Source organism: Amycolatopsis sp. lyj-23 (assembly GCF_046549135.1).
Lineage (GTDB): Bacteria > Actinomycetota > Actinomycetes > Mycobacteriales > Pseudonocardiaceae > Amycolatopsis.
The window spans coordinates 107,420-132,722 of sequence record NZ_JAJPWN010000016.1 but is presented as its reverse complement, the minus strand read 5'-3'; the positions used below and the strand labels follow the sequence as shown (position 1 = coordinate 132,722).

Here is a 25,303-nt window from a genome sequence, read left to right as displayed (position 1 = left end):
CGCTTGAATCGAATCAGCGCTCCGACATCGGGGTGTAGTCCCGCGAAGCGTGGCCGGTGTAGATCTGCCGCGGGCGGCCGATCTTGGTGGCCGGGTCGTTGATCATCTCGCGCCAGTGCGCGATCCAGCCCGGGAGCCGGCCCAGCGCGAACAGCACCGTGAAGAACTTCGTCGGGAAGCCCAGCGCCCGGTAGATCAGGCCGGTGTAGAAGTCCACGTTCGGGTACAGCTTCCGCTCGACGAAGTAGTCGTCGGACAGCGCGGTTTCCTCGAGCTTCTTCGCGATGTCGAGCAGCTGGTCGCCGCCCTTCAGCTTGCCGAGGATCTCGTCCGCGGTGCTCTTGATGATCTTCGCGCGCGGGTCGTAGTTCTTGTAGACCCGGTGCCCGAAGCCCATCAGCTTCACGCCCTTTTCCTTGTTCTTCACGCGCTCGACGAACTTGGCGACGTCGCCGCCGTCGGCCTGGATGCCCTCGAGCATGTCGAGGACGGCCGCGTTCGCACCGCCGTGCAGCGGGCCGAAGAGCGCGTTGATGCCGGCCGAAATCGAGGCGAACAGGTTCGCCTCGGACGACCCGACCAGGCGCACGGTCGAGGTCGAGCAGTTCTGCTCGTGGTCGGCGTGCAGGATGAACAGCAGGTCGAGCGCCTTGACGACGTCCGGGTCGACGTCGTACGGCTCGGCCGGGAAGCCGAAGGTCATCCGGAGGAAGTTCTCGACCAGGCCGAGCGAGTTGTCCGGGTACAGCAGCGGCTGGCCGACGGACTTCTTGTACGCGTACGCGGCCAGGGTCGGGACCTTGGCCAGCAGCCGGATGGTCGACAGCTCGACGTTCGGCTCGTCGAACGGGTCGAGCGAGTCCTGGTAGAAGGTCGACAGCGCGGACACCGCGCTGGACAGCACCGGCATCGGGTGCGCGTCGCGCGGGAAGCCGCTGAAGAACGCCTTGAGGTCCTCGTGCAGCAGCGTGTGGCGCTGGATCTTCTCGGTGAAGTCGGCCAGCTGGGTCTCGGTCGGCAGCTCGCCGTAGATCAGCAGGTAGGAGACCTCGACGAAGGTCGACTTCTCGGCCAGCTGCTCGATCGGGTACCCGCGGTACCGGAGGATGCCGGCGTCACCGTCGATGTAGGCGATGGCGGACGACGCGGCACCGGTGTTGACGAAACCGGGGTCGTAGGTGATGTACCCCGTCTGCGCCAGCAGCTTGCCCAGCTCGATCCCGGGCGCGCCCTCGACCGGGTGGACGATCTTGAACTCGTGCTCGCCACTCGGCAGGGTCAGCTTCGCGGTTTCGCCGCCGGACTGCCCCGCAGTCGTCGCGTCGGACATGCAAGTCCCTCTCACGTTGGGCACGGGCCGGCGGCGCCTGTACGTTTCACAGGTAGCCACGTGTTCACGCGAGGAAACACTGGCGCCTCGCTGCACACCGCCCCGCTGGGGTATGAAGAATGCCCCTCAACGTTAGTCGAGAAACCTGCCTCCGCGCAGCGGTGACGTTGCTCCTGGGGCCCCCTTTGGGACCAGGTTCACACGGTGGCCGCCAGATCGGCGGACGTGGGCGGTTCCGCCCCGCTGCGCGACACGGTGATCGACGCCGCTTTCGCCGCGAAGGTGAGTGCCTCGCGCCACGCGCCGGCGTCGAGGGACGCCAGGTCGGTGGTCTCGTGGGTGTGCAGCCAGGCCAGCAGCGCGCCGTGCACGGTGTCGCCCGCGCCGATGGTGTCGACCACGGTGACCTTGCGCGACGGCACGTGGGCCAGCTCACCTGCGGCGGTGATCACCGAGAGCCCGTCGGCGCCCCGGGTCAGCACCACGGCGTCCACACCGGACTCGATCCACGTCTTCGCGGCGGCGACCGGGTCCGCGCCGCCGGTGAGCCAGGCGGCGTCGTCGTCGGAGACCTTCAGCAGCCGGACGTCCGGCAGCCAGGACGCGAACCGGGCGCGGTAGGCGGCCGGGTCGCTGATGAGCGCCTCGCGGATGTTGGGGTCCAGCACGGTCAGCACGCCGCGGGCCGCTTCGCGCCGCAGCATCGCTTCGTACGCCGAAGCGCCGGGCTCCAGCACCATGCCGAGCGTGCCGAGTGAGAGCGCTGTCACACCCTCGGCCAGCGGCCCCGGATCGGCGACCAGCCGGTCGGCGGTGCCCTCGACGTAGAAGGTGTAGCGCGCGGCACCCTTCGCGTCGAGCGCCACGACGGCCAGCGTCGTCGGCTCGTCGCCGCGCTGCAGCAGCGAAGTGTCGACGGCGGAGGCGTGCAGCCGCTCGACCATCGCTTCGCCGAAGCGGTCGGTCGAGACGCGCGAGAGGAACGCCGCCGGCACGCCGAGCCGGCCGGCGGCCAGCGCGACGTTGTACGGGCCGCCGCCGAGCCGCGGCAGCAGCGCGCGCAGCCCACCGTCCACAGTGGAATCCAGGGGGTCGCCGGGAACCAGGTCGACCAGAGCTTCTCCGCCTACGACGATCACGCGGGGAGTTTAATTGACCCGGGGCTGACAATTCCTGTCCGCTATTTGTCGAGCCCCCCGAGCAGCAGTTCCCCCAAAGCGGTGAACGCGTCGGCGTCGGAGACGTCGGTCCGCTGGGCGAGCACGCCGGTCTGGATGCCCTCGATGATCAGCCCGGTCATCTCGGCCACCAGGCGGGCGTGGACGTCCCGGAACACCCCTTCGGCGACCCCCTTGTCGATGAACTGCCGGAGCCGGGTCGCGGCGAACCGGCTGTTGAGCTGGTAGGCGTCCCGGGTGGGCCCGAACTCCGCGAGGTCGCGCATGAAGGCCGCGGACGCCCGGTTGAGGTGCTCGGCGACGCCGGCCAGGTATTCGCCGATGAGCTTCCGGGCGTCGTCGATCCCGGCGATGCGCTCCTCGATCCGCTCCGCCGCCCCGCGGAAGAACTGGGTGACGACCTTGACGGCGAGCTGCTCCTTGCTGGGCGCGAGCGCGTAGAGCGTCGACTTCGAGCAGCGCAGGCGGCCGGCGAGGTCGTCGAGGGTGAAGGCGGCGAAGCCCTCGGCCAGGAAGAGCGCCTCGAGGTCGGCGAGCAGGGCGCGCTGGCGAGCTGTCGGCCGTCGGCGGGGTGCGGGGCGCATCGGCTCACTATCTCCTACGTCTTCCGGCCACCCAGACCCGTCGTACTGTACTCTGAGCGGATCGTCAGTACTGTTTTCAGTACCGCTTTGGAGGACAACGATGCCCGCCGAACGCCTGCTGCCGAACTCCGAGGCCGAGGAGCTCGTCGCGCTGACCAGGGAAATCGCGCGCGACGAACTCGCCCCGCGCGCGGCGGCGGCCGAGGAAGCCGAGCAGTTCCCGCGCGAGCAGTTCCGCCTGCTGGGGAAGTCCGGTCTGCTGGGCCTGCCCTACAGCGGGCGCTGGGGCGGCGGCGAGGTGCCGTACGAGGTATACCTGCAGGTTCTCGAGGAGATCGCGACGGCGTGGATGACGGTCGGCGTCGGCCTGTCGGTGCACACGATGTCCTGCTACGCCCTGGCGGAGTACGGCACCGAGGAGCAGCGCGACCGGTGGCTGCCGGACATGCTCGAAGGGTCGCTGCTGGGCGCGTACGCGCTGTCGGAGACGCAGGCGGGCTCGGACGCGGCGGCGCTCTCGACGCGGGCGCGTCTCGACGGCTCGGACTACGTCGTCAACGGCACCAAGGCGTGGATCACCCACGCGGGGGTGGCGGACTTCTACACGACCATGGTCCGCACGGGCGAGCAGGAGATCTCCTGCCTGCTGGTCGACGGCGCCACCGAAGGCCTCTCGGCGGCTCCCCGCGAGCGCAAGATGGGCCTGACCGGCTCGCCGACGGCCCAGCTGGTCTTCGACGGCGCCCGGGTCCCGGCCGAGCGGCTGCTGGGCTCGGCGGGCGACGGGCTCCGGATCGCGCTGTCGTCGCTGAGCTCGGGACGGCTCGGGATCGCGGCCTGCGCGGTCGGCCTGGCCCAAGCGGCGCTGGACGAAGCGGTGGCGTACGCGAAGGGGCGCTCGCAGTTCGGCCGTCCGATCATCGACCTCCAGGGCGTGGAGTTCCTGCTGGCGGACATGGCTGCGACGGTGGAGGCCTCCCGCGCGCTGTACCTGGACGCGGCCCGGCGGCGCGACCGCGGGATGCCGTTCAAGCGCCAGGCGTCGATCGCCAAGCTGGTGGCGACGGACGGCGCGATGAAGGTGACGACGGACGCCGTGCAGGTCCTCGGCGGGGCCGGGTACACGCGCGACTTCCCGGTGGAGCGGTACATGCGCGAGGCGAAGGTGCCGCAGATCTTCGAGGGGACGAACCAGATCCAGCGGGTGGTCATCGCGCGCGAGCTGAAGCAGGCATGACCCGATCCAGCGAGGGCTGTCCCCCGTGCGCGACGGTTAACGTGGGGTGATGACCGGTCATCTGCTGACCATCGAGGAGTACGCGGCGCTCGGCGGCGCCGGTTTCACCGAGCTGGTGGAAGGCCGCCTGGTGACCTCGCCCGGCTCCGGCCGCCGCCACGACGTCGCCGTCTGCCTGCTGGCCGGCCAGCTCGAGCGGCAGCTGCCGCGCGGGCTCGCGTTCGTCGTCCGCAACGACCTGGACCTGTGCCTCGCGCCGCGCGGCGAACCCGGCTTCGCCCGCCGGCCGGACCTGCTGATCGTCGGCTGGGCCGCCACCACCCGCGGCGACGGGCTGTTCCGCGCCGACGAAGTCCTGGTCGTCGCCGAGGTCGTGGCCCCGGACTCCAAGCGCACCGACTACCAGGTCAAGCACGACGAGTACGCCGACGCGGGCATCCCGCACTACTGGATCGTCGACATCGCCGAGCCGGTGTCCTTGGTCGCGTGCCGGGCCGGGCCGTCCGGCTACCTCGACGCGCCGGCGGTCACCGGCACCTTCACCGCCGACATCCCGTTCCCGGTCGTGCTCGACCTGGACGCGCTCCTCGGGTGACTCTCCGGGTGAACAGACGGGCAGCACGCCGGAACCGCCCGGTCACCGGCGTGCCGCCCGAACCTCAGCGAGTCTCCCGGTACCGGCGGTCCTTCGACACGCCCTCGCCCAGTGACTCGTCGAAGTGGTAAACCTCGTCGCCGCGCACGAACACGCGCAGCGCCCGGTTCATGACGTCCAGCGGGTCGCCCGACCACAGCACCACGTCGGCGTCCAGACCCGGCTTCAGTGACCCGATCTGCCCGTCGAGGCCCAGCATCAACGCCGGGTTGATCGTCAGCGACCGCAGGGCCGTCGCCGGGTCGAGGCCGTCCTTGACCGCCAGGGCCGCCTGGTACACGAGGAAGTTGATCGGGATCACCGGGTGGTCCGTGGTGATGGCGATCCGGACACCCGCGCGGGCCAGGATGCCCGCCGAACGCAGCGTCCGGTTGCGCAGCTCGACCTTGGACTTCGTGGTGAACAGCGGGCCCAGGATGACCGGGACGTCCCGCTCGGCCAGCAGGTCCGCGATCAGGTGGCCTTCGGTGCCGTGGTTGATCACCAGCTTGTAGCCGAACTCGTCGGCCAGCCGGATCGCCGTGACGATGTCGTCCGCGCGGTGGACGTGCTGGTCCCAGTACAGCTCGCCGTCGAGGACCTTCGCCAGCGTCTCCAGCGTCAGGTCGACCTCGTGCGGCTTGCCCTCGGACTCCGCGTGCGCGCGCTTCGCCTGGTAGTTGCGGGCCTTCGTGAAGGCCTCGCGCAGGATGGCCGCCACGCCCAGGCGTGTCGACGGCGTCTGCTTCTTGTCGCCGTACACACGCTTCGGGTTCTCGCCGAGCGCGCTCTTCACGCTGACGTGCTCGGCGAACGTCATGTCGAGGATGCTGCGGCCCCACGTCTTGACGCCGATCGTCTGGCCGCCGATCGGGTTGCCCGAGCCGGGCTTGATGACGACGCTCGTCACGCCACCGGCCAGCGCGTCGTCGAAGCCGGGCTCGTACGGGTCGATGCCGTCGACCGCGCGGAACCGGGCGCCGTTCGGGTCGGTCATCTCGTTGGTGTCGTTGCCGGCCCAGCCTTCGCCGTCCTCGTGGACGCCGAGGTGGGCGTGGGCGTCGATGAAGCCGGGCAGCACCCAGGTGCCGGCCGCGTCGACCAGTTCGGCGTCCTCCGGGATGTCGACGTCGGCCTCGGTGCCGATCGCGACGATCTTGCCGCCGTCGATCAGGACCGTGCCGCCGTCGATGGGATCACCGTCGATGGGGACGACATAGCCCCCGACAATTGCCTTCGCCATAGTTCGCCACGCTAACGAACTCACCCGGGGACGCGCACGCGGGCCTTCTCCAGGTGCACCAGCTCGTGGTTGTTCTCCGGCGTCCGGTGCGTCTCCCGGTACCCGTTCTTCGCGTACAGGTGCAGCGGCCCCACGCTCTTCGAGCCGGTGAACAGCCGCAACAGCGTCACCTCCGGCGGAGCCGCCGCCTCCGCGAACCGCAGCAGACCGCCGCCCAGGCCGGCGCCCTGCCGGTCCGGGGCGACCACCAGCCTGCCGATCACCCCGACCGGCCCGGTCACGGTCAGGCGCACCGACGCCACCAGGCGGCCCGCCTCGCGGATCCCCCAGGACAGGCCGGCCAGCGCCGCCCGCGTCTGCTCCAGGGTCTCCAGCAACGGCGGCAGGTCCAGGTCGCCGTGCGCGCGAGCCTCCGTCACGTACGCCGCGCGTTGCAGCGTCAGGACTTCGCCCGCGTCGGCGGCGTCCAGGCGCAGCGGCGTCACCGGACCCGGATGCCCCAGCTGCCCGACCACGACGCCGACGGCGCCAGCTCGACGAGGTCGGTGCCGGTGTTGAGCGCGTCGGCCGGGCAGGTCATCGGCTCGATCGCGACCGCGCGGCCGCGGCCGTTCAGGTCGTCCGGGGTGAACACCTGCGCCCAGTGGAAGTCCGGGCCGGTCCAGACCAGCAGCTCCTGGCCTTCGTGGCTGAGGACGATGTGGTGGGTGCCGTCCTCGGCCGCGGCCAGGCCGCCGAACGCCGTATCCAGGTTGACCCCCGCCAGCACGCGGCCGGCGCGGAAGTCGTACTCCGTGCCTTCGACGTCCTGCTCCGGCGCGTACGGCATCTGCTCGTCCGGCAGCGACGGCCGGACGCGGCTGGCGGGCAGCGTCAGCGTCAGCTCGTCGGTCGGGACGTCACCGATCCGGAAGTACGGGTGCGTGCCGACCCCGACCCCGATCGGCTGCTCGCCCTCGTTGCGGATTTCGTGGGTGACGGTCAGTTCGCGCGGCGCGAGCTCGTAGGTGACGGTCGCGCGCAGCGGCACCGGCCAGCCGGGCTGCACCGCGACGTCGACGGCCAGGGTGATCGACGATTCGGCGTGCTCCACCAGCTCCCACTCGAGGTGGCGGGTCAGGCCGTGGATGGCGTTGCCGCGCGCCTCCTCGGTGATCTCGAGCTGCTGCTCCTCCCCCTGGAACGTCCACCGGCCGCCCTTGGTGCGGTTCGGCCAGGGCAGCAGCACCTGCCCCGCGCCCAACGGCGGCTTCGCGTCCTCGGGGAACTCCTCGACGTACGGCACGCCGCCGACTTCGAACGCACGCAACCCGGCACCGATTTCGGTGACGACGGCGCGCGCGTTGCCGCGGGTGATCTCGAACTGCTGACCGGTCGGGTTGCCCATGGGCACGACCTTACCGAGCCGCGAATTCACTAGACCGGTCGTCATAGTTCGGGTTAAGGTCTGCTCATGGTTCGCCGCACCGACACGCGGCAGCGGATGCTCGACACCGCCGCCGACCTGTTCCAGACCCAGGGCTACCACGCCACCGGCCTCACCCAGCTGACGACGGCCGGCGGCGCGCCGAAGGGGTCGCTCTACTTCCACTTCCCCGGCGGCAAGGAGCAACTGGCCGCCGAGGCCGTCCGGCTGTCGGGCGAGCGCACCGGCGCGCTCCTGGAGGCCATCCTGGACGACGCTCCCGATCCCGCGACGGCGATCGACCGCGCGGTCGACGCGCTCGCGGGTTTCCTGACCGGATCGGACTTCCAGCGCGGCTGTCCACTCGCGACGGTGGCTCTCGACGCCGCCGGGACGAGCGAGCCCATCCGCGAAGCCTGCATGGAAGGTTACGCGTCCTGGCACGAAGCCCTCCGCGGTTACTTTGCCGCACAGGGTCTTTCACCGGAGCGCGCCGACGAGCTCGCCACCATCGTGCTCGCCGCGATCGAAGGCGGGCTGCTGCTGGCCCGCACCCGCCGCGACCTCGCGCCGCTGCGCGCCGTCGCCACCCACCTGCACACCACCCTCGACCGGGAGTTCTCCTGATGCGCGTCCACCACCTCAACTGCGGCACCCTGCGCCCGCTGGGCGGCAAGCTCGTCGACGGCAGGCCGGGCCTGTTCCGGCGCGCCACCATGGTCTGCCACTGCCTGCTGCTCGAAACGGACACCGGTCTCGTGCTCGTCGAGACCGGCATGGGCACACCGGCGGCGATCGACCGGACCGCCTGGCTGGGTGCCGGGTTCGTCCGCCAGTCCAACCCGATCGCCGACCCCGCGCAGACGGCAATCGCCCAGATCCGCGCGCTCGGCTTCGACCCGGCCGACGTCCGGGACATCGTGCTCACCCACCTCGACCTCGACCACGCCGGCGGGCTCATCGACTTCCCGTGGGCCCGGGTGCACGTCTACGCCGAAGAGCTGCGGGCGTTCCAGTCGCCGCGGGACACCGCTGAACGCGGCCGCTACCGCCGGATCCAGTTCGCCCACGGTCCACAGTGGACGTCCTACGCGGACACCGGCGAGCCGTGGTTCGGCTTCGACGCCGTCCGGCCGCTCGACGGCCTGCCGTCGGAGATCCTGCTGGTCCCGCTGGCGGGGCACACGCGCGGGCACGCCGGGGTCGCCGTCGACACCGGCCACGGCTGGCTGTTGAACGCCGGCGACTCGTACTTCTTCCACGGGCAGGTCGATCCCGCCGCGCCGCACTGCCCGCCCGGGCTGAAGTGGTTCGAGGGCCGCATGGAGACGGTGCCGCGTGCCCGGCTGGACAATCACCGCCGCCTGCGCCAGCTTGTTCAGGAGCACGGCGACGAGGTGAGCGTCTTCGCCGCGCACGACGAGACCCAATTCCTCCGGCTGAGCACCAGGAGCAGCGTATGAAGGTGCACCACCTGAACTGCGGAACGATGCGCCCGGCGGGTGGCAAGCTGCTCGACGGCGAACCCGGCCTGCTGCGGCGCGCGGAGCTGGTCGCCCACTGCCTGCTGGTCGAGACCGGCGACAGCCTGGTGCTGGTCGACACCGGGTTCGGCACCAACGGCGTGGCGCGCCCGGCCGAGTGGCTGGGCCGCCCGTTCATGGCGATGGTCGGTGCCCGGGTCGAGGCCGCCGAGACGGCGGTCGCCCGGATCAAGGCGCTCGGCCTCGACCCGGCCGACGTCCGGCACGTCGTGATGACGCACCTCGACGTCGACCACGCGGGCGGCCTGGCGGACTTCCCGAACGCCGTCGTGCACGTCCGCGCCGAGGAGCACCGCGGGGCGACGGCCCCGGCGAACGCGGCGGAGAAGAACCGCTACCGCGCGGCGCAGTTCGCGCACCGTCCGCTGTGGAGCACCTACGCGGAGACGGGCGAGCCGTGGTTCGGCTTCGAGGCGGTCCGGTCGTTGAAGGGCCTGCCGGAGGAGATCCTGCTGGTCCCGCTGACGGGCCACACGCGTGGCCACACGGGCGTGGCGATCGACACGGGCACCGGCTGGCTCCTGCACGCCGGCGACGCGTACTTCTTCCACGGCCAGCTGGACCCGGTGGCCCCGCACTGCCCACCGGGCCTGACGGCGTTCCAGAACCTCGTCCAGACGCTGCGCGGGCCGCGGCTGGAGAACCTGGCGAGGCTGCACGAGCTGGCGCGGGACCACCAGGACGAGGTCACGGTGTTCTCGGCGCACAGCCCGGTCGAGCTGGCCGCCCTGCGCCGGTGAGCCTTGACGGGCACCACCTTTGACCGGGCCCGACGCGACCGCCGACCGGACGTGATCAGCCTGCCGCGAGGGCCTGCTTGACGAGCGGGGCGAGCTGTTCCGGCGTCAGCTTCGCCGGGCCGGTGTAGTTGACCACCACCGGCGTGCCCGCCACCAGTTCGGCCGAGGCGAGCGTCGCCGTCTTCTGCTCGTCGACGTAGTAGACGGCGCCGTCCGGGAAGCCCTGGACGTCCTTCGCACCCGGCTTGGCCTTCTTGATCGACGCGACGATCTCGGTGGGCTTGCCCTGCTTGCCTTCGTAGCGGGTCACCGCGAGCGCGCCGGCTGCCTTGCCGTCGTGCTGGTACTCGCAGGTGCGCGCCTTGCCGCCGTTGGCCGCCTTGTCCTGGACCGAGCCCGGGACCGCCTTGAGGTTGTCCAGGAACAGCGCCTTCGACACGGCCTCCGCGGGCAGCAGTTTGCACGGGTCGAGCGAGGCGGCCGCGGCGTTCGTGCTCGGCGCGGGCTTCGGCGCCGCGGAGGACGAGGGTGCGGGCTTGTCCCCCGAAGAGCAGGCGGTCAACGCGGCGAACGCGACAAAAGCGACAACCAAGGTACGCATGTCCGCACCCTAGCCCGGATCGATCAGGCCGTGGGTGCCCGGTAGCGCCAGAAGGCCGGGAGCACGAACATCGACGCGCAGACGAGCACGATGACCAGCAGCCCGCCGACGCTCGCGGCGGCCGTCGTGCCGAAGGCGGCGGCGCCCCAGCCGTGGGTGAGGTCGGCGATCCGCGGGCCGCCGGCGACGACGACCGTGAAGACGCCCTGGAGGCGTCCGCGCATCTCGTCGGTGGTCGCGACCTGCAGGATCGCCATCCGGTAGACGGCGCTGACCATGTCCGCGGCGCCGGCCAGCGCCATGAAGACGACGGCGAGCCACAGCGAGTGCGCGAGCCCGAACCCGGCCACCGCCGCACCCCACGCGCAGATCGACACGACGACCGCGACACCCTGGCGGTGGATGCGCGTCAGCCAGCCGGAGAAGAGCCCGATCAGCATGGCGCCCAGCGGCAGGGCGGCGTAGAGCCAGCCGAGCGCGGGCCCGCCGCCGGGCGGGTCGCCGAAGGTGCGCTCGGCCATCTCCGGGATCAGCGCGCGCGGCATCCCGAAGACCATGGCGATGATGTCGGCGACGAAGGAGGCCAGCAGGATCTTCTGCCCGGCGAGGTACCGGAAGCCGTCGACGACGTCACCGAGACCGGCGCGGCGGGAGGGACCGTTGAGCGGCGGAATCGACGGCAGCCGCCAGACGGCGAAGAGCGTGATCGTGAGGGCGACGACGTCGATGAGGTAGAGGGTGGACAGGCCGAGGACGGGGATCAGCGCCCCGGCGAGCAGCGGCCCGAAGACGGCGCCGAAGGTGGACATGGTGGAGTTGAGGGCGTTGGCCGAGGGCAGGAGTTCGGCGGGCACGAGCCGCGCGACGACGGCGCCGCGGGTGGGCATGTTGATCGCGAAGAGCGCCTGGTTGACGGCGAGCAGGCCGAGCACGAGCCACACGGAGCCGAAGTTCAGGAACGCCTGCAGCCAGAGCAGGGCGGAGGTGATCGCCACGAGGACGTTGGTGACGACGAGCAGCTTCCGCCGATCGACGGCATCGGCGACGGCCCCGCCCCAGAGCCCGAAGATGAGCAGCGGAACGAGGGCGACGAGCCCGGTGAGGCCGACGTAGGCGGAGGACCCGGTGAGGTCGAAGACCTGCTTGGGCACGGCAACGGCGGTCAGCTGCGTCCCGACGGCGGTGACCACAGTGGACAGCCAAAGCCGCCGGAAGGCCGGGATCTTGAGCGGCCGGGTGTCGACGATGATGCGGCCGAGGAGTCCGCGCACACCGCCCGCACGAGGCGGCACGGTCTCCGGTTCGGAAGTCACGACACATCAGCTTAGCCGGGCTAACTATCTCCGCGCAGGTGATTTACGTCGCGACCCAAGCGCCCCAAGGCGGCCTTCGGTGCGTCGAATCGGCACTGCGGCGCGGAGCGCCTCCGTTGAGGGTGGCGGTGGGGGCATGGGAGGAGCAACCAAGGCCGCCTTGGGGCGCTCCGGCAGAGTGACAGCACCAGCCTGGGCAACGCCCGGCAGAGTCGTTGCGCCGGCCAAAGGCGCCTGACCGGCACGCCGAAGCATGACCGGCGTCCCCATCCAGACCTCCCCCGCCACCCCGATACGAAGCCAAAAACACGGACGGTGGCGCCGGGTCAAGGCACGCTTTCCCGCCTTGACGCGGTGCCACCGTCCGTAGTCACAATCAGGCTTCGGGGTGGAGGGTTTTTGCAGTCCCCCCGGCAACACCCACACCCACGCGGCCCCCGCCGCTCCCAGGGGGGCGTCCCCAGGTCCATTCTATCGGCGACCACCGGCAAAAACCCCGAAAAGCCGCCGCCGCGGCTGGGCTGTCCACATCACGACCGGCCTGTGGACAGCCCGCCGAAACCTACGGCGCCACCCGCTCGACGCCCCACCCATCATCGTTCCGCACATACCGCAGCCGGTCGTGCATCCGGTCTTCCCGCCCCTGCCAGAACTCGACCATGTCCGGCCGGATCCGCCACCCGCCCCAGTGCGGGGGCGCCGGGATCTGCTCGACATCCGCGAACCGGCGCTCGATGCCGTTCAGTGCGTTGTCCAACGCGCGCCGGCCGTCCACCACTCGGGACTGCGGGGACGCCCACGCCCCCAGCTGCGAGCCGCGCGGGCGCTGGGCCCAGTACTCCGCCGTCTCCTTGACGCCGACCTTCTCGACCTCGCCGCGGACGTGGACCTGGCGGTGGAGCGCGTACCAGGGGAACGTCACCGACGCGTAGCGGGTCGCCGTCAGGTCGTGGCTCTTCGAGGACGTGTAGTTCGTGTAGAACACCACGCCGCGGTCGTCGAGGCCCTTGCACAGCACCGTGCGGGACGATGGGCGGCCTTCGGCGTCGGCCGTGGCCAGCACCATCGCGTTCGGCTCCGCGATGCCCGCCGCGACCGCCTGGTTCAGCCAGCCCTGCAGCTGATCGGTCCAGGTGGCGGCGAGAGCGGATTCGTCGAACGCGGCGCCGTCGTAGGCCACGCGCATTCCGGGAAGGCGTACTACGGCGTCTTCCACCTGGTCCTCGATCTCCGGCATCATCGCCAAACCTCCACGCCCGGTCAGAGCATCAGTCGACTTCGGCCCTAGGCACGTTAAGGCCTCGCGACCGGCAGCGGAACCCACCTAACGGTGACACCCGACACCTCGTGCGCGCCACCTGCCCGTAACCGCTGGACAACAAGCTGTAACCCCCGCGTTACCCGCCGGACCAGGATCGATACAGCGAAGACCTACCTTCGGCCCGTTCCCCACCACCCCGGAGGCAGGCATGACCGAGACCCTGTCCAACGCAGAAAAGAGCGCTCCGCCGAAACGCCGCTACGCCCCCCTCGCGGCGAACGAGAACCGCGAGGACTACTCACTCCGCTTCGCCGCCCACTCGTTCCGGAAATGGTCCCCGTTCGTGGTCGCGACGACGGCGCTGGGCGGCATCGCCTACCTCGCCGACTTCGCGATCGGCGCCAGCATCGTCCTCTCCTACGGCTTCACCTCGGGTGTGCTGGCGATCCTCGCCGCCGCCGTCGTCATCTTCGTGACCGGCGTGCCCATCGCGGCCGCCTGCGCGAAGTCCGGAGTGGACATGGACCTGCTGACCCGCGGAGCCGGCTTCGGCTACTTCGGGTCGACGCTGACGTCACTCGTCTACGCGAGCTTCACCGTCATCTTCTTCTCGCTCGAAGGCTCGATCATGGGCCAGGCGTTCGAGCTCGCCCTCGGCATCCCGCTGCCGATCGGCTACCTGCTCGCCACGCTCATCGTGCTGCCCTTCGCGCTCTACGGCATGGGCGCGGTGGCGAAGATGCAGACCTGGACGCAGCCGCTGTGGATCGCGGGCCTGGTGCTGCCGTTCGTCGTCGTGCTGGTCCGGGAGCCCGGGAAGTTCGCGGAATTCACCCACTTCGGGGGTACGGAGGGCGCCGGCGCCGGGTTCTCCGCCATCGGGTTCGGCTTCGGGATGGGGGTCGCGCTGTCGCTGATCGGGCAGATCGGGGAGCAGGCCGACTACCTGCGGTTCATGCCGGAGAAGACGGCCGACAACAAGCGGGCGTGGTGGGCCGCGGTGCTCGCCGCCGGCCCCGGCTGGGTGATCCTCGGGGCCGCGAAGCAGATCGGCGGGGCGCTGCTCGCGTTCCTCGCGCTCGGTGTCGTGGGGAAGACGCACGCGCTGGAGCCGATCGCGCCGTACCTCGAAGCGGTGAAACCGGCCCTCGGCCCGGCGGCGCTGACGTTCGCGGCGCTGTTCGTCGTCGTCTCGCAGATCAAGATCAACACGACGAACGCCTACTCCGGCTCGCTGTCGTTCGCGAACTTCTTCTCCCGCGTGCTGCACCGCCACCCCGGCCGGGTCTGGTACGTGCTGGTCAACTGCGGGATCGCGCTCGCGCTGATGGAGTTCGGGGCGTTCGGCTTCCTGAACAAGATCCTCGGCTTCTACTCGAACGTCGCGATCGCGTGGATCGGCGCCGTCTGCGCCGACCTGGTGATCGCCAAGCCGCTGGGCCTGTCACCGCGCTACATCGAGTTCAAGCGGGCCTACCTGCACAAGATCAACCCGGTCGGGTTCGGCTCGATGGTCGTCGCGTCGGCGGTGTCCATCGCGGCCTACTTCGGCGCGTTCGGGCCGTTCCTCGCCGCGTTCAGCCCGCTGCTCGCGCTGGTCATCTCGATCGTGCTGGTGCCGACGCTGGCCGTCGCGACGAAGGGCAAGTACTACCTGGCGCGGCCGAACACGGTCGCCGGCCCGGACGCCGACGTCGATCTGCGGGCGACGCACACCTGCTCGGTCTGCGGTGACCCGTACGAACTGCCGGACGTCGCCGACTGCGCCAAGCAGAACGGCCCGATCTGCTCGCTGTGCTGCACGCTCGACAGCACCTGTCACGACGTGTGCCGGACGACCGGCCCGGTCGCGCTCGGCCTGCCGGCGGTCCGGACGCCGTAGAGTCCGTGAGGGCCCTTTCCCGGCGTCCGCAGCCGGGAAAGGGCCCTCACGTTCACCGGGTTCCCCCCTGCTCCTGCACCCGGCTCGACTGTTCCACGCCGGAAGGCGCGCCGAGGTTGCCCCGGATCCGGGGAATTTTCGCCGGCCGCATGATGGCCGCCAGCATCAGCGCCCGCAGCTCCGCGCCGACGTCTTCCACCGGCAGCGGCGGCTCGTGCGCCTGCCACTCGCGCAGCAGCCCGGTGGCCGCGCCGACCAGGGCGATCGCCGTCAGCCGGTAGTCGCGCTCAGGTGCGGCGCCGTGTTCGGCCGCACGGCGCGCCTCCGTCTCGATGAAGGTCGCCCAGCGGTCGACCCACACCTGGTGCTGCTCTTCCAGCTCTGCGCTGACGCCGACGGCTTCGACGTAGTTCAGCCGCGGCAGCCGGGGGTCCACGGTCACCGTGTCGATGAAGACGTCGAGCAGCGTGGCGATGCGGGTCACCGCGTCGGCCTCGGCGACCTTGTCCAGCGCGGCGGTGACGTGCTCGAGCGCGAGGCTGTTGATCCGGTCGTGGAGGGTGCGCAGCACGTCCTCCTTGCCGGTGAACTCCTCGTAGAAGTTCCGCGTCGACACGCCGGCGCGGGCGCACACGTCGGTGATCTTCGTCTGCCGGAAACCCGTGGTGGTGAACAGCTCGAGACCGGCCGTGAGCAGCCGCTCGCGGCGGTCGGCGCGGCGTTGCTCGGGTGCGACGCCGCCGTACGTGCGAGCCAACGTTCAGCTCCTCCTTCTGAGGGATTGCCGGATCCTACCGGCCTGGCTAAATTGTGAAAACCTCGATTACCAAACACCGGAGGCAACGATGCTTCGTCGGTTAGTGGTCGCCGTCGCGCTCCTGTTCGTGACAGCCGCCCCCGCGGCCCACGCCGAACCGGGCGTGCTCCTGCAGCAGCAGCCGACGACGGTGTTCGTCGGCCCCTTCCCGGCGCCGGTCAAAGCCTGGCACCTGCTGTACCGCTCGACGTCGGGCACCGGCGAGCCGAACGCGGTGTCCGGCACGCTGCTGGTGCCGGCGGCACCGTGGCTGCGCGGCGGCCCGCGGCCGCTGATCACGTACGCGGTCGGGACGCACGGCCTCGGCGACCAGTGCGCGCCGTCGAACCTGCTGGCCCACGGCATCGAGAACGAAAGCGCGCTGCTGGCGCAGGCGTTGACGCAGGGCTGGGCGGTCGTCGTCACGGACTACGAAGGACTCGGCACGCCGGGCACGCACACGTACGCGGTCGGCCGATCCGAAGGACACGCGGTGCTCGACGCGGCGCGCGCCGCCGCCGAGGTGACCGGCGCGGGGTTGTCCCCGTCGGGCCCGGTGGGCGTGTTCGGCTACTCGCAGGGCGGCCAGGCGGCGGCGTGGGCGGCGGAGCTGCAGGCGACGTACGCGCCTTCGCTGAACGTCGTCGGGGTGGCGGCGGGCGGGGTCCCGGCGGACCTGAACGCGGTGTTCGCGTCCAACGACGGCGGCGCGGCGTTCGGCCTGGTCCTCGGCGCGGCAACGGGCTTCGCGGCGGCGTACCCGGACGTCCCGTTCGCGTCGATCCTGAACGACCGCGGCCGCGAAGCGGTGGCCCGGGTGTCGCAGGCGTGCACGGTGGAACTGGGCGCGGCGGCGCCGTTCGCGCACCTGCAGGACTTCGTGACGGTGCCGGACCCCATCCACGAGCCGCACTGGCAAGCGCGGCTGACGGAAAACTACTTGGGGACCACGGCCCCGAAGGCGCCGGTGTACCTGTACCACGGGACGCTGGACGAGCTGATCCCGTTCAGCGTGGGAACGGGCCTGCGCGACCGCTGGAAGGCCCTCGGGGCGAAGGTGACGTGGCAGGAGCTCCCGCTGCTGGAGCACATCGCCGGGGTGTCGATCGGCGGCCCGGCGGCGATGACCTGGCTGGGCACGAAGTTCTGAGGGGTCCGCTCGCCGGGGGTACTCCCCGGCGAGCGGTCGGACATCACGGCGAAATCCGGACGAACCGTAACGAGCACGCGTACGGCGCCGACCTCTCAGTGTCGATCAACCGCTGAGAGGACTGCCGATGCGCTGCCCTGGCCTGCCCGCCCTCGCCGTGCTGGCCGCGATCGCACTCGCCGGCTGCGGCAGCGAGGCACCGGCCGACCCCAAGGCGGAGTGGACGGCCGCGATGAAGTCAGCCGGGTTCAAGCCCAACGCACCGCACACGTACGACGAGATGTTCGAGTCGTCCAAGAACTTCTGCGCCGCCGGTTCGGCCCTGGCCATCGCCGGGCTCGCCCGCACCGCACTGGACCCGGCGCAGGCCGACGAGGTGGCAATGCCCGCTCCGGGGCAGAACGCCGACGCTGCCGCGAAGGCGTACGGCGACGCCACCTGGAAGTGGGCGTGCGGCCGAGCTCAGTAAGTGTCCTGGCCACTCACCAGCTCGTCACCCGGAACTGTCGGTGCCTCCCGGTAGCGTGGAAATCGGGGGCTGCTCAGCACGCCTCGGCCAGGCCCTTCATCGCCGTGACGGCGTCCGGGGCCAGGGAGGTCACCAGGGTGCCGCCCGCGGCGAGGGGGCTGCGGGACCACCACTCACCCGAGGCCGCCGGCCGTTCCGGGCCGCCCACCACCAGGTCCGTGGCCAGCACCCGGCGGCCCGCCAGCACGGCCAAGCTCGCGTCCAGGCCCGCATCGCCCACCGAGAGCGTCTGACGCAGCACCGGCACCGAACCCCGCGTGACCGACAACGAAGTCGTCAAAACACCCGGGCTTTCCCCGGCCCGCCCCAGCACCAGCACCTCGCGCGTGTGCAGGTGGGCGTCCGATGCCAGCGAAGCCCGGAAGACGGCGTTGTGCCGGGCCCGCGCGGTGACGACCGTCGGCTCCGGCAGGTACTCCAGCGACCCGCCCGCTTCGACCACGACGTCCACAGCAGATAGAGACGGCTCGCCGTGCAGGCCGGGCAAAGCCAGCGTCGCCGCGACGCCGGACAGGCGCAGCGAAGCCCCGGGGCCGACGTGGATCGACAGCAGCAGGTCGTCGCCCCCCAGCGGGGACGTTGCCGAGTTGACCAGGTGGACCACCGCCGTCGGGCCGGGACCGCGGCGCGGGAACAACGTCAGCGGGGCCATCGACCGCAGCTCGCGCAACACCGTCCGCGAGCCGTCGAAGCACGCCGTCAGCCGGGCGTGGGCCTTCACAGCAGGGAACGGACCCAGTCGGCGACCGCCGGTGCGTCCGGGGTGTCCACCAGGGACTGGGTGATCACCGGCAGCGAGCCCCGCATCCGGTGCGCGTCCGACGTCATCACCGCCATGTCCGCGCCGACCAGGTGGGCGATGTCGATCTTGTTGATCACCAGCAGGTCCGCCGTCGTGACGCCGGGGCCGCCCTTGCGCGGCACCTTGTCGCCGCCCGCGACGTCGACCACGAAGATCTGGCTATCGGCCAGGCCGCGGCTGAAGACCGCCGTCAGGTTGTCGCCGCCGCTTTCGATGATCACCAGGTCCAGCCCCGGGAACTTCTCCTCCAGCCGCTCGACCGCGTCGAGGTTCGCCGTGATGTCGTCGCGGATCGCCGTGTGCGGGCACGCTCCCGTTTGGACCGCCTCGATCCGCGCCGGGTCCAGGACGCCCGCGCGGCGCAGGAAGTCGGCGTCCTCCGTCGTGTATATGTCGTTCGTGACCACGGCGAGCCGCAGCTCGTCACCGAGCGCGCGGCACAGCGCCGCGGTCAGCGCCGTCTTGCCGGAGCCGACCGGGCCGCCGATGCCGATCCGGTACGCGCGCCCCGCGGTGGGCGCCGGGTCGTAGTGGTCGGGTTCGGCGGCCGTCGGGTCGAAGCTGACCTCGTGGAAGTGCCCGTGACCGTGTTCAGCTGGCAAAGAGACGCACCTCTTCCTGGTGGTGCCGGGCGTGCGCCTCGGCGAACAGATCCAACGCGGGCGACCCCGGCGACGGCAGCGACGCCGGGTCGTCCCCCGCCACGGCGGCCGCTTCGGCACAAACCGAAGCCAGATCAAGACGGGCCACGACGGCGTTGACGGCGAAGGGATCCAGCCCCAGCAGCCGCACGGCCGCGCTCGCCGGCCCGCTGACCGACAGGTACGCGGCCGCCATCGCCGCGTCGTACGATGAGCCGCCCGCCACGCCGACCAGCGCGCCCAGCACGATCGGGTGGTGCGGCCGCGGAGTGTCGGCCAGCAACGCGTCGAGCACCGGTGACGGCCAGGCGATCCGCCCGGCCCGCGCGGTCCCGCGGCCTTGCGCCCGGGAAGCTTCGCGCTGCGCGAGCGACGGCGTGCGCGCGTCCAGCTCACTGTCCAAAAGCGACCAGCTCCCCTGCGCGACGGCCGCATGCGCGGCAGCGGCCGCGAAGACCGCCGCCAGGAAACCCGCGGTCCGCAACCGTCCCGAAAGGAACCCCGGGAGGTCGCGCACGGAAGTCACCCGGCGACGGGAAACGGCTTCCTCCATCCCGCCACTGTGGACGTGACCGCCGCCGGGGAAGCGGGAGTCCGCGAGGATCAGCGCCGAAAGGTCCATCAGAAGAGGAAGTACCTCTGCGCCATCGGCAGTTCCGTCACCGGCTGCGGCTCGATCAGCTCGCCGTCGACGTGCACCGCGAAGCTGTCCGGCTCGACGCGGACGTCCGGCGTGGTGTCGTTGAGCACCATGTCCGCCTTCGTCCGCGCGCGCATGTTCGACACGGCGACCAGCGGGCGCGTGATGCCGAACGTCTCGCGCAGCCCACTGTCCAAAGCGGACGGCGCGACGAAGTGCAGGCTCAACGCGGCCCCGATCGACGCGCCGAACATCGGCCGGGCCAGCACCGGCTGCGGCGTCGGGATGGACGCGTTCGCGTCGCCCATCGCCGCCCACGCCGGGAAGCCGCCCTTGAGGACCACGTGCGGGCGGACGCCGAAGAACTTCGGCTCCCACAGCACCAGGTCCGCGAGCTTGCCGACCTCGACCGAGCCGATTTCGGTCTCCATGCCGTGCGCGATGGCCGGGTTGATCGTGTACTTGGCGACGTAGCGACGCGCGCGAAGGTTGTCGGCCGCGCCGTCGCCGGGCAGGGCGCCGCGACGGCGTTTCATCACGTGCGCGGTCTGCCACGTCCGGATGATCACCTCGCCGATCCGGCCCATCGCCTGCGAATCCGAGCTCATCATCGAGATCGCACCCATGTCGTGCAGCACGTCTTCGGCGGCGATCGTCGTCGGCCGGATCCGGCTCTCGGCGAAGGCGAGGTCCTCGGGCACCGACGGGTTGAGGTGGTGGCAGACCACCAGCATGTCGAGGTGCTCGTCGAGCGTGTTGGCCGTGTGCGGGCGGGTCGGGTTGGTCGACGACGGCAGCACGTTCGGCAGCGAGACGACCTGGATGATGTCCGGCGCGTGCCCGCCGCCGGCGCCTTCGGTGTGGTAGGCGTTGATCGACCGGCCGCCGATCGCGTCCACAGTGGACTCCAGGAAGCCCGCCTCGTTCAGCGTGTCCGTGTGGATGGCCACCTGGACGCCGGCCTCGTCGGCCACGGTCAAGCAGGCGTCGATGGCGGCCGGCGTGGTGCCCCAGTCCTCGTGGAGCTTGAACCCGCCCGCGCCCGCGGCGAGCTGCTCGCGGAGAGCCTCGGGCCGGACGGTGTTCCCCTTGCCCAGCAACAGGACGTTCACCGGGTAACCGTCCATGGCGGACAGCATCCGGCCGAGGTTCCACGCGCCGGGCGTGACGGTGGTGGCCTTCGTGCCCTCGTTGGGCCCGGTGCCGCCCCCGACCAAAGTGGTCAGCCCGGCCGCCAGCGCCGTGTCGACGAGCTGCGGGCAGATGAAGTGGACGTGGCAGTCGATGCCGCCCGCGGTGAGGATCTTGCCGTTGCCGGCGAGCACCTCGGTGGAGGGCCCGATCACCAGGGCCGGGTCCACACCGTCCATCGTGTCCGGGTTGCCCGCCTTGCCGATGCCGACGATCCGGCCGTCCCGCACGCCGACGTCCGCCTTGACCACGCCCCAGTGGTCGAGGATCACCGCGCCGGTGATGACCAGGTCCGGCGTGCCTTCGGCCCGGGTCGCCGTGGCCTGGCCCATCGACTCGCGGATGACCTTGCCGCCGCCGAAGAGCACCTCGTCGCCGGAGCCGCCGGGACCCATCGAGCGGTCCTCGGTGACCTCGATCAGCAGGTCGGTGTCGGCCAGCCGGATCCGGTCGCCGGTGGTCGGGCCGAACAGCTCGGCGTAGCGCTCGCGATCGATCTGCGGCACGTCAGAACTCCCCTGCGAACTCGGACCGCAGCCCCGGCACGCGGCGGGCGCCGGCCAGCGGCACCAGGTCGACCTCGCGTTCGACGCCCGGCTCGAACCGCACCGACGTCCCGGCCGGCACGTCGAGCCGGTGGCCGCGGGCGGCGTCGCGGTCGAATTCGAGGCCGGGGTTCACCGCGGCGAAGTGGTAGTGCGAGCCGACCTGCACCGGCCGGTCGCCGAGGTTGCGCACCAGCAGCCGGACGCGCGCGCGGCCGGGGTTCAGCTCGACCGGCTCCTCGCCGGGAATGACCTCACCAGGACGCATGCCGCTCCTCACACGATCGGGTCGTGCACGGTCACCAGCTTGGTGCCGTCCGGGAAAGTGGCCTCGACCTGCACGGAGTCCACCATTTCCGGCACGCCGTCCAGCACCTGCGCCCGGGAGAGCACGGTCCGGCCGCTCGCCACGAGCTCGCTGACCGTGCGGCCGTCGCGGGCGCCTTCGAGCACGTGGTCGGTGATCAGCGCGACCGCCTCCGGGTAGTTGAGCCGGACGCCGCGGTCCAGCCGCTTCCGCGCGACGTCGGCCGCCACGTGGATGAGCAGCTTGTCGCGCTCCTGCGGGCTGAGGTGCATCCGCTAGGTCTATCACCCGAAACGCGGGAGCGCCCGGATCGGAAACACAGGATTTACCTGGGCTTCGTCACACTGAGTGGTGAAAATTCTCCGGACCGGAGGCCTCGGTGACTGAATCGTTCTCGTAATCGTGACCGAAACCACCACATCTTTCGATTGCCAGTGGCCGGTCAAGAGAGCAAGGTCTATCCATCCGTGCGATGTGGCGCGCGTTCAGTGCGCTCTCTCCAACCGCGCGACCAGCACCAACCAGCCGGGGAAAATGCGCACCGAAAGGTCCCGCGAAACAGTGACTACCTCCACGATCAGCAAGCCTCAGCCGTCCGGCCAACCCGACGACGGCTTCCGACCGGGTCTGGAGGGTGTCGTCGCCTTCCACACCGAAATCGCCGAACCCGACCGGGACGGCGGTGCCCTGCGCTACCGCGGCGTCGACATCGAGGACCTCGCCGGCAAAGTGACCTTCGGCGACGTGTGGGGCCTCCTCGTGGACGGCCGGTTCGGCCACGGCCTCCCGCCCGCCGAGCCGTTCCCGCTGCCGGTGCACACCGGTGACGTCCGGGTGGACGTCCAGGCCGCGCTGGCCATGCTCGCCCCGATCTGGGGCTACCGCCCGCTGCTCGACATCACCGACGAAGAGGCCCGCGAGCAGCTGGCCCGCGCCTCGGTGATGGCGCTGTCCTACGTCGCCCAGTCGGCGCGCGGCATCGGCCAGCCCGCGGTGCCGCAGACCCGCGTCGACGAGGCCCACTCGATCACCGAGCGGTTCCTCGTCCGCTGGCGCGGCGAGCCGGACCCCGCGCACGTCAAGGCCCTGGACGCCTACTGGGTGTCGGCCGCCGAGCACGGCCTCAACGCCTCGACCTTCACCGCCCGCGTCATCGCCTCCACCGGCGCCGACGTCGCGGCGGCCATGTCCGGCGCCATCGGCGCGATGTCGGGCCCGCTGCACGGCGGCGCGCCGGCGCGCGTGCTGCCGATGATCGAAGAGGTCGAGCGCACCGGGGACCCCGAGGGCCTGGTCAAGGGCATCCTCGACCGCAAGGAACGCCTGATGGGCTTCGGCCACCGCGTCTACCGCGCCGAGGACCCGCGGGCGCGGGTGCTGCGCCGGACCTGCCGGGAGCTCGGCGCCACCCGCTACGAGGCGGCCGCCGCGCTGGAGCAGGCCGCGCTGAAGGAGCTGCGCGAGCGGCGCCCGGATCACCCGATCGAGACCAACGTCGAGTTCTGGGCCGCGGTCATCCTGGACTTCGCGCAGGTGCCGCCGCACATGATGCCCGCGATGTTCAGCTCGGCCCGCACCGCCGGCTGGGCCGCGCACATCCTGGAGCAGAAGCGCACCGGACGCCTGGTGCGGCCGTCGGCCAAGTACGTCGGCCCGGCGCCGCGCAGCCCCGAGGACGTCGAGGGCTGGGAGCTCGTCACCAAGCACTGACGCTTTCTCACGAACCGGCCGTTACCCCCGTGGTACCGGCCGGTTCGTGCTGCGCGGTGGTGGTGAGCATGGCCGTGAGCTGGTCGACCAGCCAGGTGTCGAGGGCTTCCCGGGGCACCGTGCGTTCCTGCAGCCAGCTCAGCAGCGCGCCTTCGACCACCGCCGTCCAGCAACGCAGGGTCAGCGACAGCAGCGGCGAGGGCTCGGCGACGCCGATGGCGTCGAGGATCAGGGCCACCGCGCGGTTGCGGACCTCGTCGATCGCCGCGTCCGTTTCGGACGTCGCGATCACCGAACCGCTGCGCAGCAAGGCGATGTACCCCGCGCGGTAGTGGTCGGCGACGTCGATCAGGCCGCGGACGGCGGCGCGCAGCCGCACCTCCGGCGGGCCCTCCTCGAGCCCGGCCAGTCCGTCGATCAGCCCGTCGGTGACCGTGCGCAGCGCCTCGACGTGCAGCTCTCGCAGGTTGGCGAAGTACCGGTAGAACAACGGCCGCGACACTTCGGCGCGCGCGACGATGTCGTCCACGGTGACCAGCTCCGGTGCCCGCGAACCGAACAGGTCGAGCGCGGCGCGGATCAGGTCGTCGCGACGGGCCTGCGGCGACATCCGCCGCGGCCGGCTCACGGCGTGAGGCCCTTTTCCGCGGCACGCAGGATTTCCCGCAGCACGGCCGCCGACGCCAGGGGGATGACCTGGCCGCCTTCGGCGCGCTCGGCGAGCATCGCCGCGAACGCGCGGGAGCCGTGGACGCCCGCATCGTCGACGACGATGTCCGGGACGCCGTGCTCGGCGCGGACCCGCTCGGCGAAGCGGCGCACGGCCGCACCGTCCGAAGTGTCCACTGTGTACTCGGCGACACCGTGACCCTCCAGCAGCTTCAGCGTTTCCGCGGCACCGGCTGCGTCGGCGACGATGACGTCGGCACCTTGCTCGGCGAAGGCGAGCGCGGTCGCCCGGCCCAGCCCGCCGCCCGCCCCGGTGACCACGACGAGACGGTGCTCGAACGGCCCGGCGTCCACCCGGGCCCGCCGCAGCCCGCGGCTCTCGAAACCGCTCTCGGCGTATTCGATCAGTTCGGCGGCCGCGGTGGCGACCACCTCCGGCCGCGCCCGGGTCACCCAGTGCGTCCCGACGATCCGGCGGATCCGCAGGTCGGGCACCCAGCGGGCGACCTCGGTCTGCAGCGGCGTCGTGACGTAGGCGTCGCCGGTCGGGGCGAGCACCTGAACCGGGATCTCGGCGGGCCGGGGCGCGGGCCGCGAAAGCCGGGTGAACATGTTCGCGCGGTAGAGCTCGAGGCCGTGCAGGCCGTCGGACTTCTCCGGCGGCGCCGCGTCCGGTTCCATCCGCTGGATCTGCTTGCCCAGCAAGCCGGTGCGCCACAACAGGTCCGGGATCAGCGGTACCTGGAACGCGAGGATGTACCACGAATGCAGGAACTGGCTCAGCGCGTTCTTGAGGCTTTTCGGCGTCGGACGGCGCAGCTGGGCGCGGAACCACGCGCCGGCGTGGTCGAGGCTCGGGCCGGAGAGGGACGTGTAGGAGGCGATCCGCCCGCGCAGCACGTCGCCGGTGACGGCGTGCCAGGTCTGGATCGAGCCCCAGTCGTGGGCCACCAGGTGCACCCGGCCGGTCGGCTGCACCGCGTCGACGACCGCCCGCAGGTCGTCGGCCAGCTGGTCCAGCCGGTAGGACGCGCGTCCCGACGGCTTGTCCGACTGTCCCGCCCCGCGGACGTCGTAGGTGACGACCCGGTGTTTCCCGCCCAGCGACGCGGCTACCCCGCCCCACATCGAGCTGTTGTCCGGATAGCCGTGCACGAGCACGACCGTGGGCCCGTCGACTCGCCCGTCGATGGTGACGGAGAGGCGGACACCGTCGCTGGCGGTCACCCAGTTGTGAGACATTCTGTCATGTTAGACAACTTGTCAACAGGGGGTTCACCCACGCGGCGGTTCCGCGGGCGGGGATGCTCGGGTTTTTGCTGGCATGACAGCGTTTTCGTGGTTTCCCGTGGAACCAAAGCGCCCGTGTCC

The 25,303-nt window shown here is 71.2% G+C and carries 27 protein-coding genes; 9 read left to right on the top strand and 18 right to left on the bottom strand.

The features are described from left to right. Positions 1-13: 13 nt before the first annotated feature. From ACLJPY_RS35110 to ACLJPY_RS35100, 3 genes are all read right to left on the bottom strand, one after another. Complete coding sequence (locus ACLJPY_RS35110) at positions 14-1,330, bottom strand: citrate synthase (RefSeq protein ID WP_410595286.1); 1,317 nt, start codon at positions 1,328-1,330, stop codon at positions 14-16. Positions 1,331-1,527: 197 nt separating this feature from the next. Further along, the gene (locus tag ACLJPY_RS35105) at positions 1,528-2,469 is read right to left on the bottom strand and encodes a carbohydrate kinase family protein (protein WP_410595285.1); all 942 of its coding nucleotides are present in this window, start codon (positions 2,467-2,469) and stop codon (positions 1,528-1,530) included. A gap of 41 nt (positions 2,470-2,510) precedes the next feature. Beyond that, on the bottom strand, positions 2,511-3,092 hold the full coding sequence (locus ACLJPY_RS35100; protein WP_410595284.1) for a TetR/AcrR family transcriptional regulator: 582 nt from the start codon (positions 3,090-3,092) through the stop codon (positions 2,511-2,513). 100 nt (positions 3,093-3,192) lie between these two features. Between ACLJPY_RS35100 and ACLJPY_RS35095 the strand changes: the two genes are divergently transcribed. Beyond that, entirely contained in the window at positions 3,193-4,329 is a 1,137-nt protein-coding gene (locus tag ACLJPY_RS35095; protein ID WP_410595283.1) for an acyl-CoA dehydrogenase family protein, read from the top strand. Positions 4,330-4,378: 49 nt separating this feature from the next. Then, the gene (locus ACLJPY_RS35090; RefSeq protein ID WP_410595282.1) at positions 4,379-4,924 is read left to right on the top strand and encodes a Uma2 family endonuclease; all 546 of its coding nucleotides are present in this window, start codon (positions 4,379-4,381) and stop codon (positions 4,922-4,924) included. A gap of 64 nt (positions 4,925-4,988) precedes the next feature. Here the strand turns inward: ACLJPY_RS35090 and ACLJPY_RS35085 are convergent, their stop codons facing one another. The 3 genes from ACLJPY_RS35085 to ACLJPY_RS35075 are packed head-to-tail and all read right to left on the bottom strand — an operon-like array spanning position 4,989 to position 7,593. Next, on the bottom strand, positions 4,989-6,206 hold the full coding sequence (locus ACLJPY_RS35085; protein ID WP_410595281.1) for an amidohydrolase: 1,218 nt from the start codon (positions 6,204-6,206) through the stop codon (positions 4,989-4,991). 20 nt (positions 6,207-6,226) lie between these two features. Then, complete coding sequence (locus ACLJPY_RS35080; protein ID WP_410595280.1) at positions 6,227-6,721, bottom strand: GNAT family N-acetyltransferase; 495 nt, start codon at positions 6,719-6,721, stop codon at positions 6,227-6,229. Further along, positions 6,688-7,593, bottom strand: coding sequence for an aldose 1-epimerase family protein (locus tag ACLJPY_RS35075; RefSeq protein WP_410595279.1), 906 nt, complete (start codon positions 7,591-7,593; stop codon positions 6,688-6,690). The genes ACLJPY_RS35080 and ACLJPY_RS35075 overlap by 34 nt, the downstream gene beginning before the upstream one ends. Positions 7,594-7,659: 66 nt before the next feature. On the opposite strand from ACLJPY_RS35075, the gene ACLJPY_RS35070 reads away from it, so the two are divergent. Genes ACLJPY_RS35070 through ACLJPY_RS35060 form a run of 3 tightly spaced genes read left to right on the top strand, consistent with a single transcriptional unit; the run spans position 7,660 to position 9,895 of the window. Continuing rightward, positions 7,660-8,238, top strand: a complete 579-nt coding sequence (locus ACLJPY_RS35070) for a TetR/AcrR family transcriptional regulator (protein WP_410595278.1) — start codon at positions 7,660-7,662, stop codon at positions 8,236-8,238. Then, positions 8,238-9,074, top strand: coding sequence for an MBL fold metallo-hydrolase (locus ACLJPY_RS35065; RefSeq protein WP_410595277.1), 837 nt, complete (start codon positions 8,238-8,240; stop codon positions 9,072-9,074). Before ACLJPY_RS35070 ends, ACLJPY_RS35065 begins: the two co-directional genes overlap by 1 nt. After that, positions 9,071-9,895, top strand: a complete 825-nt coding sequence (locus tag ACLJPY_RS35060) for an MBL fold metallo-hydrolase (protein ID WP_410595276.1) — start codon at positions 9,071-9,073, stop codon at positions 9,893-9,895. Before ACLJPY_RS35065 ends, ACLJPY_RS35060 begins: the two co-directional genes overlap by 4 nt. 55 nt (positions 9,896-9,950) lie before the next feature. Here ACLJPY_RS35060 and ACLJPY_RS35055 read toward each other — a convergent pair whose 3' ends face one another. The 3 genes from ACLJPY_RS35055 to pdxH all read right to left on the bottom strand — a co-directional run bounded on the left by ACLJPY_RS35055 (position 9,951) and on the right by pdxH (position 13,049). Continuing rightward, positions 9,951-10,496 (bottom strand): DUF3558 family protein, encoded by a 546-nt coding sequence (locus tag ACLJPY_RS35055; RefSeq protein ID WP_410595275.1) that lies wholly within the window; start codon positions 10,494-10,496, stop codon positions 9,951-9,953. 23 nt (positions 10,497-10,519) lie between these two features. Next, a complete protein-coding gene (locus tag ACLJPY_RS35050) occupies positions 10,520-11,788 on the bottom strand; it encodes an MFS transporter (protein WP_410595407.1) in 1,269 nt (422 codons plus the stop codon). A 583-nt stretch (positions 11,789-12,371) separates the two neighbouring features. Beyond that, positions 12,372-13,049 carry a pyridoxamine 5'-phosphate oxidase gene (gene pdxH, locus ACLJPY_RS35045; RefSeq protein ID WP_410595273.1) on the bottom strand — a complete coding sequence of 226 codons (678 nt, stop codon included), beginning with the start codon at positions 13,047-13,049 and terminating at the stop codon, positions 12,372-12,374. A gap of 229 nt (positions 13,050-13,278) precedes the next feature. Here pdxH and ACLJPY_RS35040 point away from each other — a divergent pair, with 229 nt between their 5' ends. Then, on the top strand, positions 13,279-14,952 hold the full coding sequence (locus tag ACLJPY_RS35040) for a purine-cytosine permease family protein (protein ID WP_410595271.1): 1,674 nt from the start codon (positions 13,279-13,281) through the stop codon (positions 14,950-14,952). 52 nt (positions 14,953-15,004) lie between these two features. Here ACLJPY_RS35040 and ACLJPY_RS35035 read toward each other — a convergent pair whose 3' ends face one another. Next, positions 15,005-15,709 carry a TetR/AcrR family transcriptional regulator gene (locus tag ACLJPY_RS35035; protein ID WP_410595269.1) on the bottom strand — a complete coding sequence of 235 codons (705 nt, stop codon included), beginning with the start codon at positions 15,707-15,709 and terminating at the stop codon, positions 15,005-15,007. A gap of 88 nt (positions 15,710-15,797) precedes the next feature. Between ACLJPY_RS35035 and ACLJPY_RS35030 the strand changes: the two genes are divergently transcribed. Together ACLJPY_RS35030 and ACLJPY_RS35025 are read left to right on the top strand one after the other, a co-directional pair. Then, on the top strand, positions 15,798-16,898 hold the full coding sequence (locus ACLJPY_RS35030; protein ID WP_410595267.1) for a lipase family protein: 1,101 nt from the start codon (positions 15,798-15,800) through the stop codon (positions 16,896-16,898). Positions 16,899-17,025: 127 nt separating this feature from the next. Then, positions 17,026-17,367 carry a hypothetical protein gene (locus ACLJPY_RS35025; protein ID WP_410595265.1) on the top strand — a complete coding sequence of 114 codons (342 nt, stop codon included), beginning with the start codon at positions 17,026-17,028 and terminating at the stop codon, positions 17,365-17,367. Between the two features lie 73 nt (positions 17,368-17,440). Here the strand turns inward: ACLJPY_RS35025 and ACLJPY_RS35020 are convergent, their stop codons facing one another. Genes ACLJPY_RS35020 through ACLJPY_RS34995 form a run of 6 tightly spaced genes read right to left on the bottom strand, consistent with a single transcriptional unit; the run spans position 17,441 to position 21,825 of the window. Continuing rightward, positions 17,441-18,148 carry an urease accessory protein UreD gene (locus ACLJPY_RS35020; RefSeq protein ID WP_410595263.1) on the bottom strand — a complete coding sequence of 236 codons (708 nt, stop codon included), beginning with the start codon at positions 18,146-18,148 and terminating at the stop codon, positions 17,441-17,443. Continuing rightward, positions 18,145-18,831: an urease accessory protein UreG gene (gene ureG, locus ACLJPY_RS35015; RefSeq protein ID WP_410595261.1), complete on the bottom strand. Its 687-nt coding sequence runs from the start codon at positions 18,829-18,831 to the stop codon at positions 18,145-18,147. Before ureG ends, ACLJPY_RS35020 begins: the two co-directional genes overlap by 4 nt. Continuing rightward, positions 18,821-19,492: an urease accessory protein UreF gene (locus ACLJPY_RS35010; RefSeq protein ID WP_410595259.1), complete on the bottom strand. Its 672-nt coding sequence runs from the start codon at positions 19,490-19,492 to the stop codon at positions 18,821-18,823. Before ACLJPY_RS35010 ends, ureG begins: the two co-directional genes overlap by 11 nt. Then, positions 19,492-21,207, bottom strand: coding sequence for an urease subunit alpha (locus ACLJPY_RS35005; RefSeq protein ID WP_410595257.1), 1,716 nt, complete (start codon positions 21,205-21,207; stop codon positions 19,492-19,494). Before ACLJPY_RS35005 ends, ACLJPY_RS35010 begins: the two co-directional genes overlap by 1 nt. A gap of 1 nt (position 21,208) precedes the next feature. Then, positions 21,209-21,514, bottom strand: coding sequence for an urease subunit beta (locus tag ACLJPY_RS35000; RefSeq protein ID WP_410595255.1), 306 nt, complete (start codon positions 21,512-21,514; stop codon positions 21,209-21,211). Between the two features lie 8 nt (positions 21,515-21,522). Further along, positions 21,523-21,825 (bottom strand): urease subunit gamma, encoded by a 303-nt coding sequence (locus ACLJPY_RS34995; protein WP_020641633.1) that lies wholly within the window; start codon positions 21,823-21,825, stop codon positions 21,523-21,525. 289 nt (positions 21,826-22,114) lie between these two features. Here ACLJPY_RS34995 and ACLJPY_RS34990 point away from each other — a divergent pair, with 289 nt between their 5' ends. Continuing rightward, positions 22,115-23,263, top strand: coding sequence for a citrate synthase 2 (locus ACLJPY_RS34990; protein ID WP_410595253.1), 1,149 nt, complete (start codon positions 22,115-22,117; stop codon positions 23,261-23,263). A 7-nt stretch (positions 23,264-23,270) separates the two neighbouring features. Here the strand turns inward: ACLJPY_RS34990 and ACLJPY_RS34985 are convergent, their stop codons facing one another. Together ACLJPY_RS34985 and ACLJPY_RS34980 are read right to left on the bottom strand one after the other, a co-directional pair. Then, on the bottom strand, positions 23,271-23,873 hold the full coding sequence (locus ACLJPY_RS34985) for a TetR/AcrR family transcriptional regulator (protein WP_410595406.1): 603 nt from the start codon (positions 23,871-23,873) through the stop codon (positions 23,271-23,273). Positions 23,874-23,887: 14 nt separating this feature from the next. Next, positions 23,888-25,174 carry an SDR family oxidoreductase gene (locus ACLJPY_RS34980; RefSeq protein ID WP_410595251.1) on the bottom strand — a complete coding sequence of 429 codons (1,287 nt, stop codon included), beginning with the start codon at positions 25,172-25,174 and terminating at the stop codon, positions 23,888-23,890. Positions 25,175-25,303 lie beyond the last annotated feature (129 nt).

Excerpts from the sequence above, each read along its gene's own strand:
- ACLJPY_RS35110 (WP_410595286.1), bottom strand. The coding sequence starts at position 1,330 with ATGTCCGACGCGACGACTGCGGGGCAGTCCGGCGGCGAAACCGCGAAG.
- ACLJPY_RS35095 (WP_410595283.1), top strand. The coding sequence starts at position 3,193 with ATGCCCGCCGAACGCCTGCTGCCGAACTCCGAGGCCGAGGAGCTCGTC.
- ACLJPY_RS34980 (WP_410595251.1), bottom strand. The coding sequence starts at position 25,174 with ATGTCTCACAACTGGGTGACCGCCAGCGACGGTGTCCGCCTCTCCGTC.
- ACLJPY_RS35025 (WP_410595265.1), top strand. The coding sequence starts at position 17,026 with ATGCGCTGCCCTGGCCTGCCCGCCCTCGCCGTGCTGGCCGCGATCGCA.
- ACLJPY_RS35085 (WP_410595281.1), bottom strand. The coding sequence starts at position 6,206 with ATGGCGAAGGCAATTGTCGGGGGCTATGTCGTCCCCATCGACGGTGAT.
- ACLJPY_RS34985 (WP_410595406.1), bottom strand. The coding sequence starts at position 23,873 with ATGTCGCCGCAGGCCCGTCGCGACGACCTGATCCGCGCCGCGCTCGAC.
- ACLJPY_RS35040 (WP_410595271.1), top strand. The coding sequence starts at position 13,279 with ATGACCGAGACCCTGTCCAACGCAGAAAAGAGCGCTCCGCCGAAACGC.
- ACLJPY_RS34995 (WP_020641633.1), bottom strand. The coding sequence starts at position 21,825 with ATGCACCTCAGCCCGCAGGAGCGCGACAAGCTGCTCATCCACGTGGCG.
- ACLJPY_RS35055 (WP_410595275.1), bottom strand. The coding sequence starts at position 10,496 with ATGCGTACCTTGGTTGTCGCTTTTGTCGCGTTCGCCGCGTTGACCGCC.
- ACLJPY_RS35075 (WP_410595279.1), bottom strand. The coding sequence starts at position 7,593 with ATGGGCAACCCGACCGGTCAGCAGTTCGAGATCACCCGCGGCAACGCG.
- ACLJPY_RS35065 (WP_410595277.1), top strand. The coding sequence starts at position 8,238 with ATGCGCGTCCACCACCTCAACTGCGGCACCCTGCGCCCGCTGGGCGGC.
- ACLJPY_RS35030 (WP_410595267.1), top strand. The coding sequence starts at position 15,798 with ATGCTTCGTCGGTTAGTGGTCGCCGTCGCGCTCCTGTTCGTGACAGCC.
- ACLJPY_RS35010 (WP_410595259.1), bottom strand. The coding sequence starts at position 19,492 with ATGGACCTTTCGGCGCTGATCCTCGCGGACTCCCGCTTCCCCGGCGGC.
- ACLJPY_RS35090 (WP_410595282.1), top strand. The coding sequence starts at position 4,379 with ATGACCGGTCATCTGCTGACCATCGAGGAGTACGCGGCGCTCGGCGGC.
- pdxH (WP_410595273.1), bottom strand. The coding sequence starts at position 13,049 with ATGATGCCGGAGATCGAGGACCAGGTGGAAGACGCCGTAGTACGCCTT.
- ACLJPY_RS35000 (WP_410595255.1), bottom strand. The coding sequence starts at position 21,514 with ATGCGTCCTGGTGAGGTCATTCCCGGCGAGGAGCCGGTCGAGCTGAAC.
- ACLJPY_RS35060 (WP_410595276.1), top strand. The coding sequence starts at position 9,071 with ATGAAGGTGCACCACCTGAACTGCGGAACGATGCGCCCGGCGGGTGGC.
- ACLJPY_RS35070 (WP_410595278.1), top strand. The coding sequence starts at position 7,660 with ATGGTTCGCCGCACCGACACGCGGCAGCGGATGCTCGACACCGCCGCC.
- ACLJPY_RS35100 (WP_410595284.1), bottom strand. The coding sequence starts at position 3,092 with ATGCGCCCCGCACCCCGCCGACGGCCGACAGCTCGCCAGCGCGCCCTG.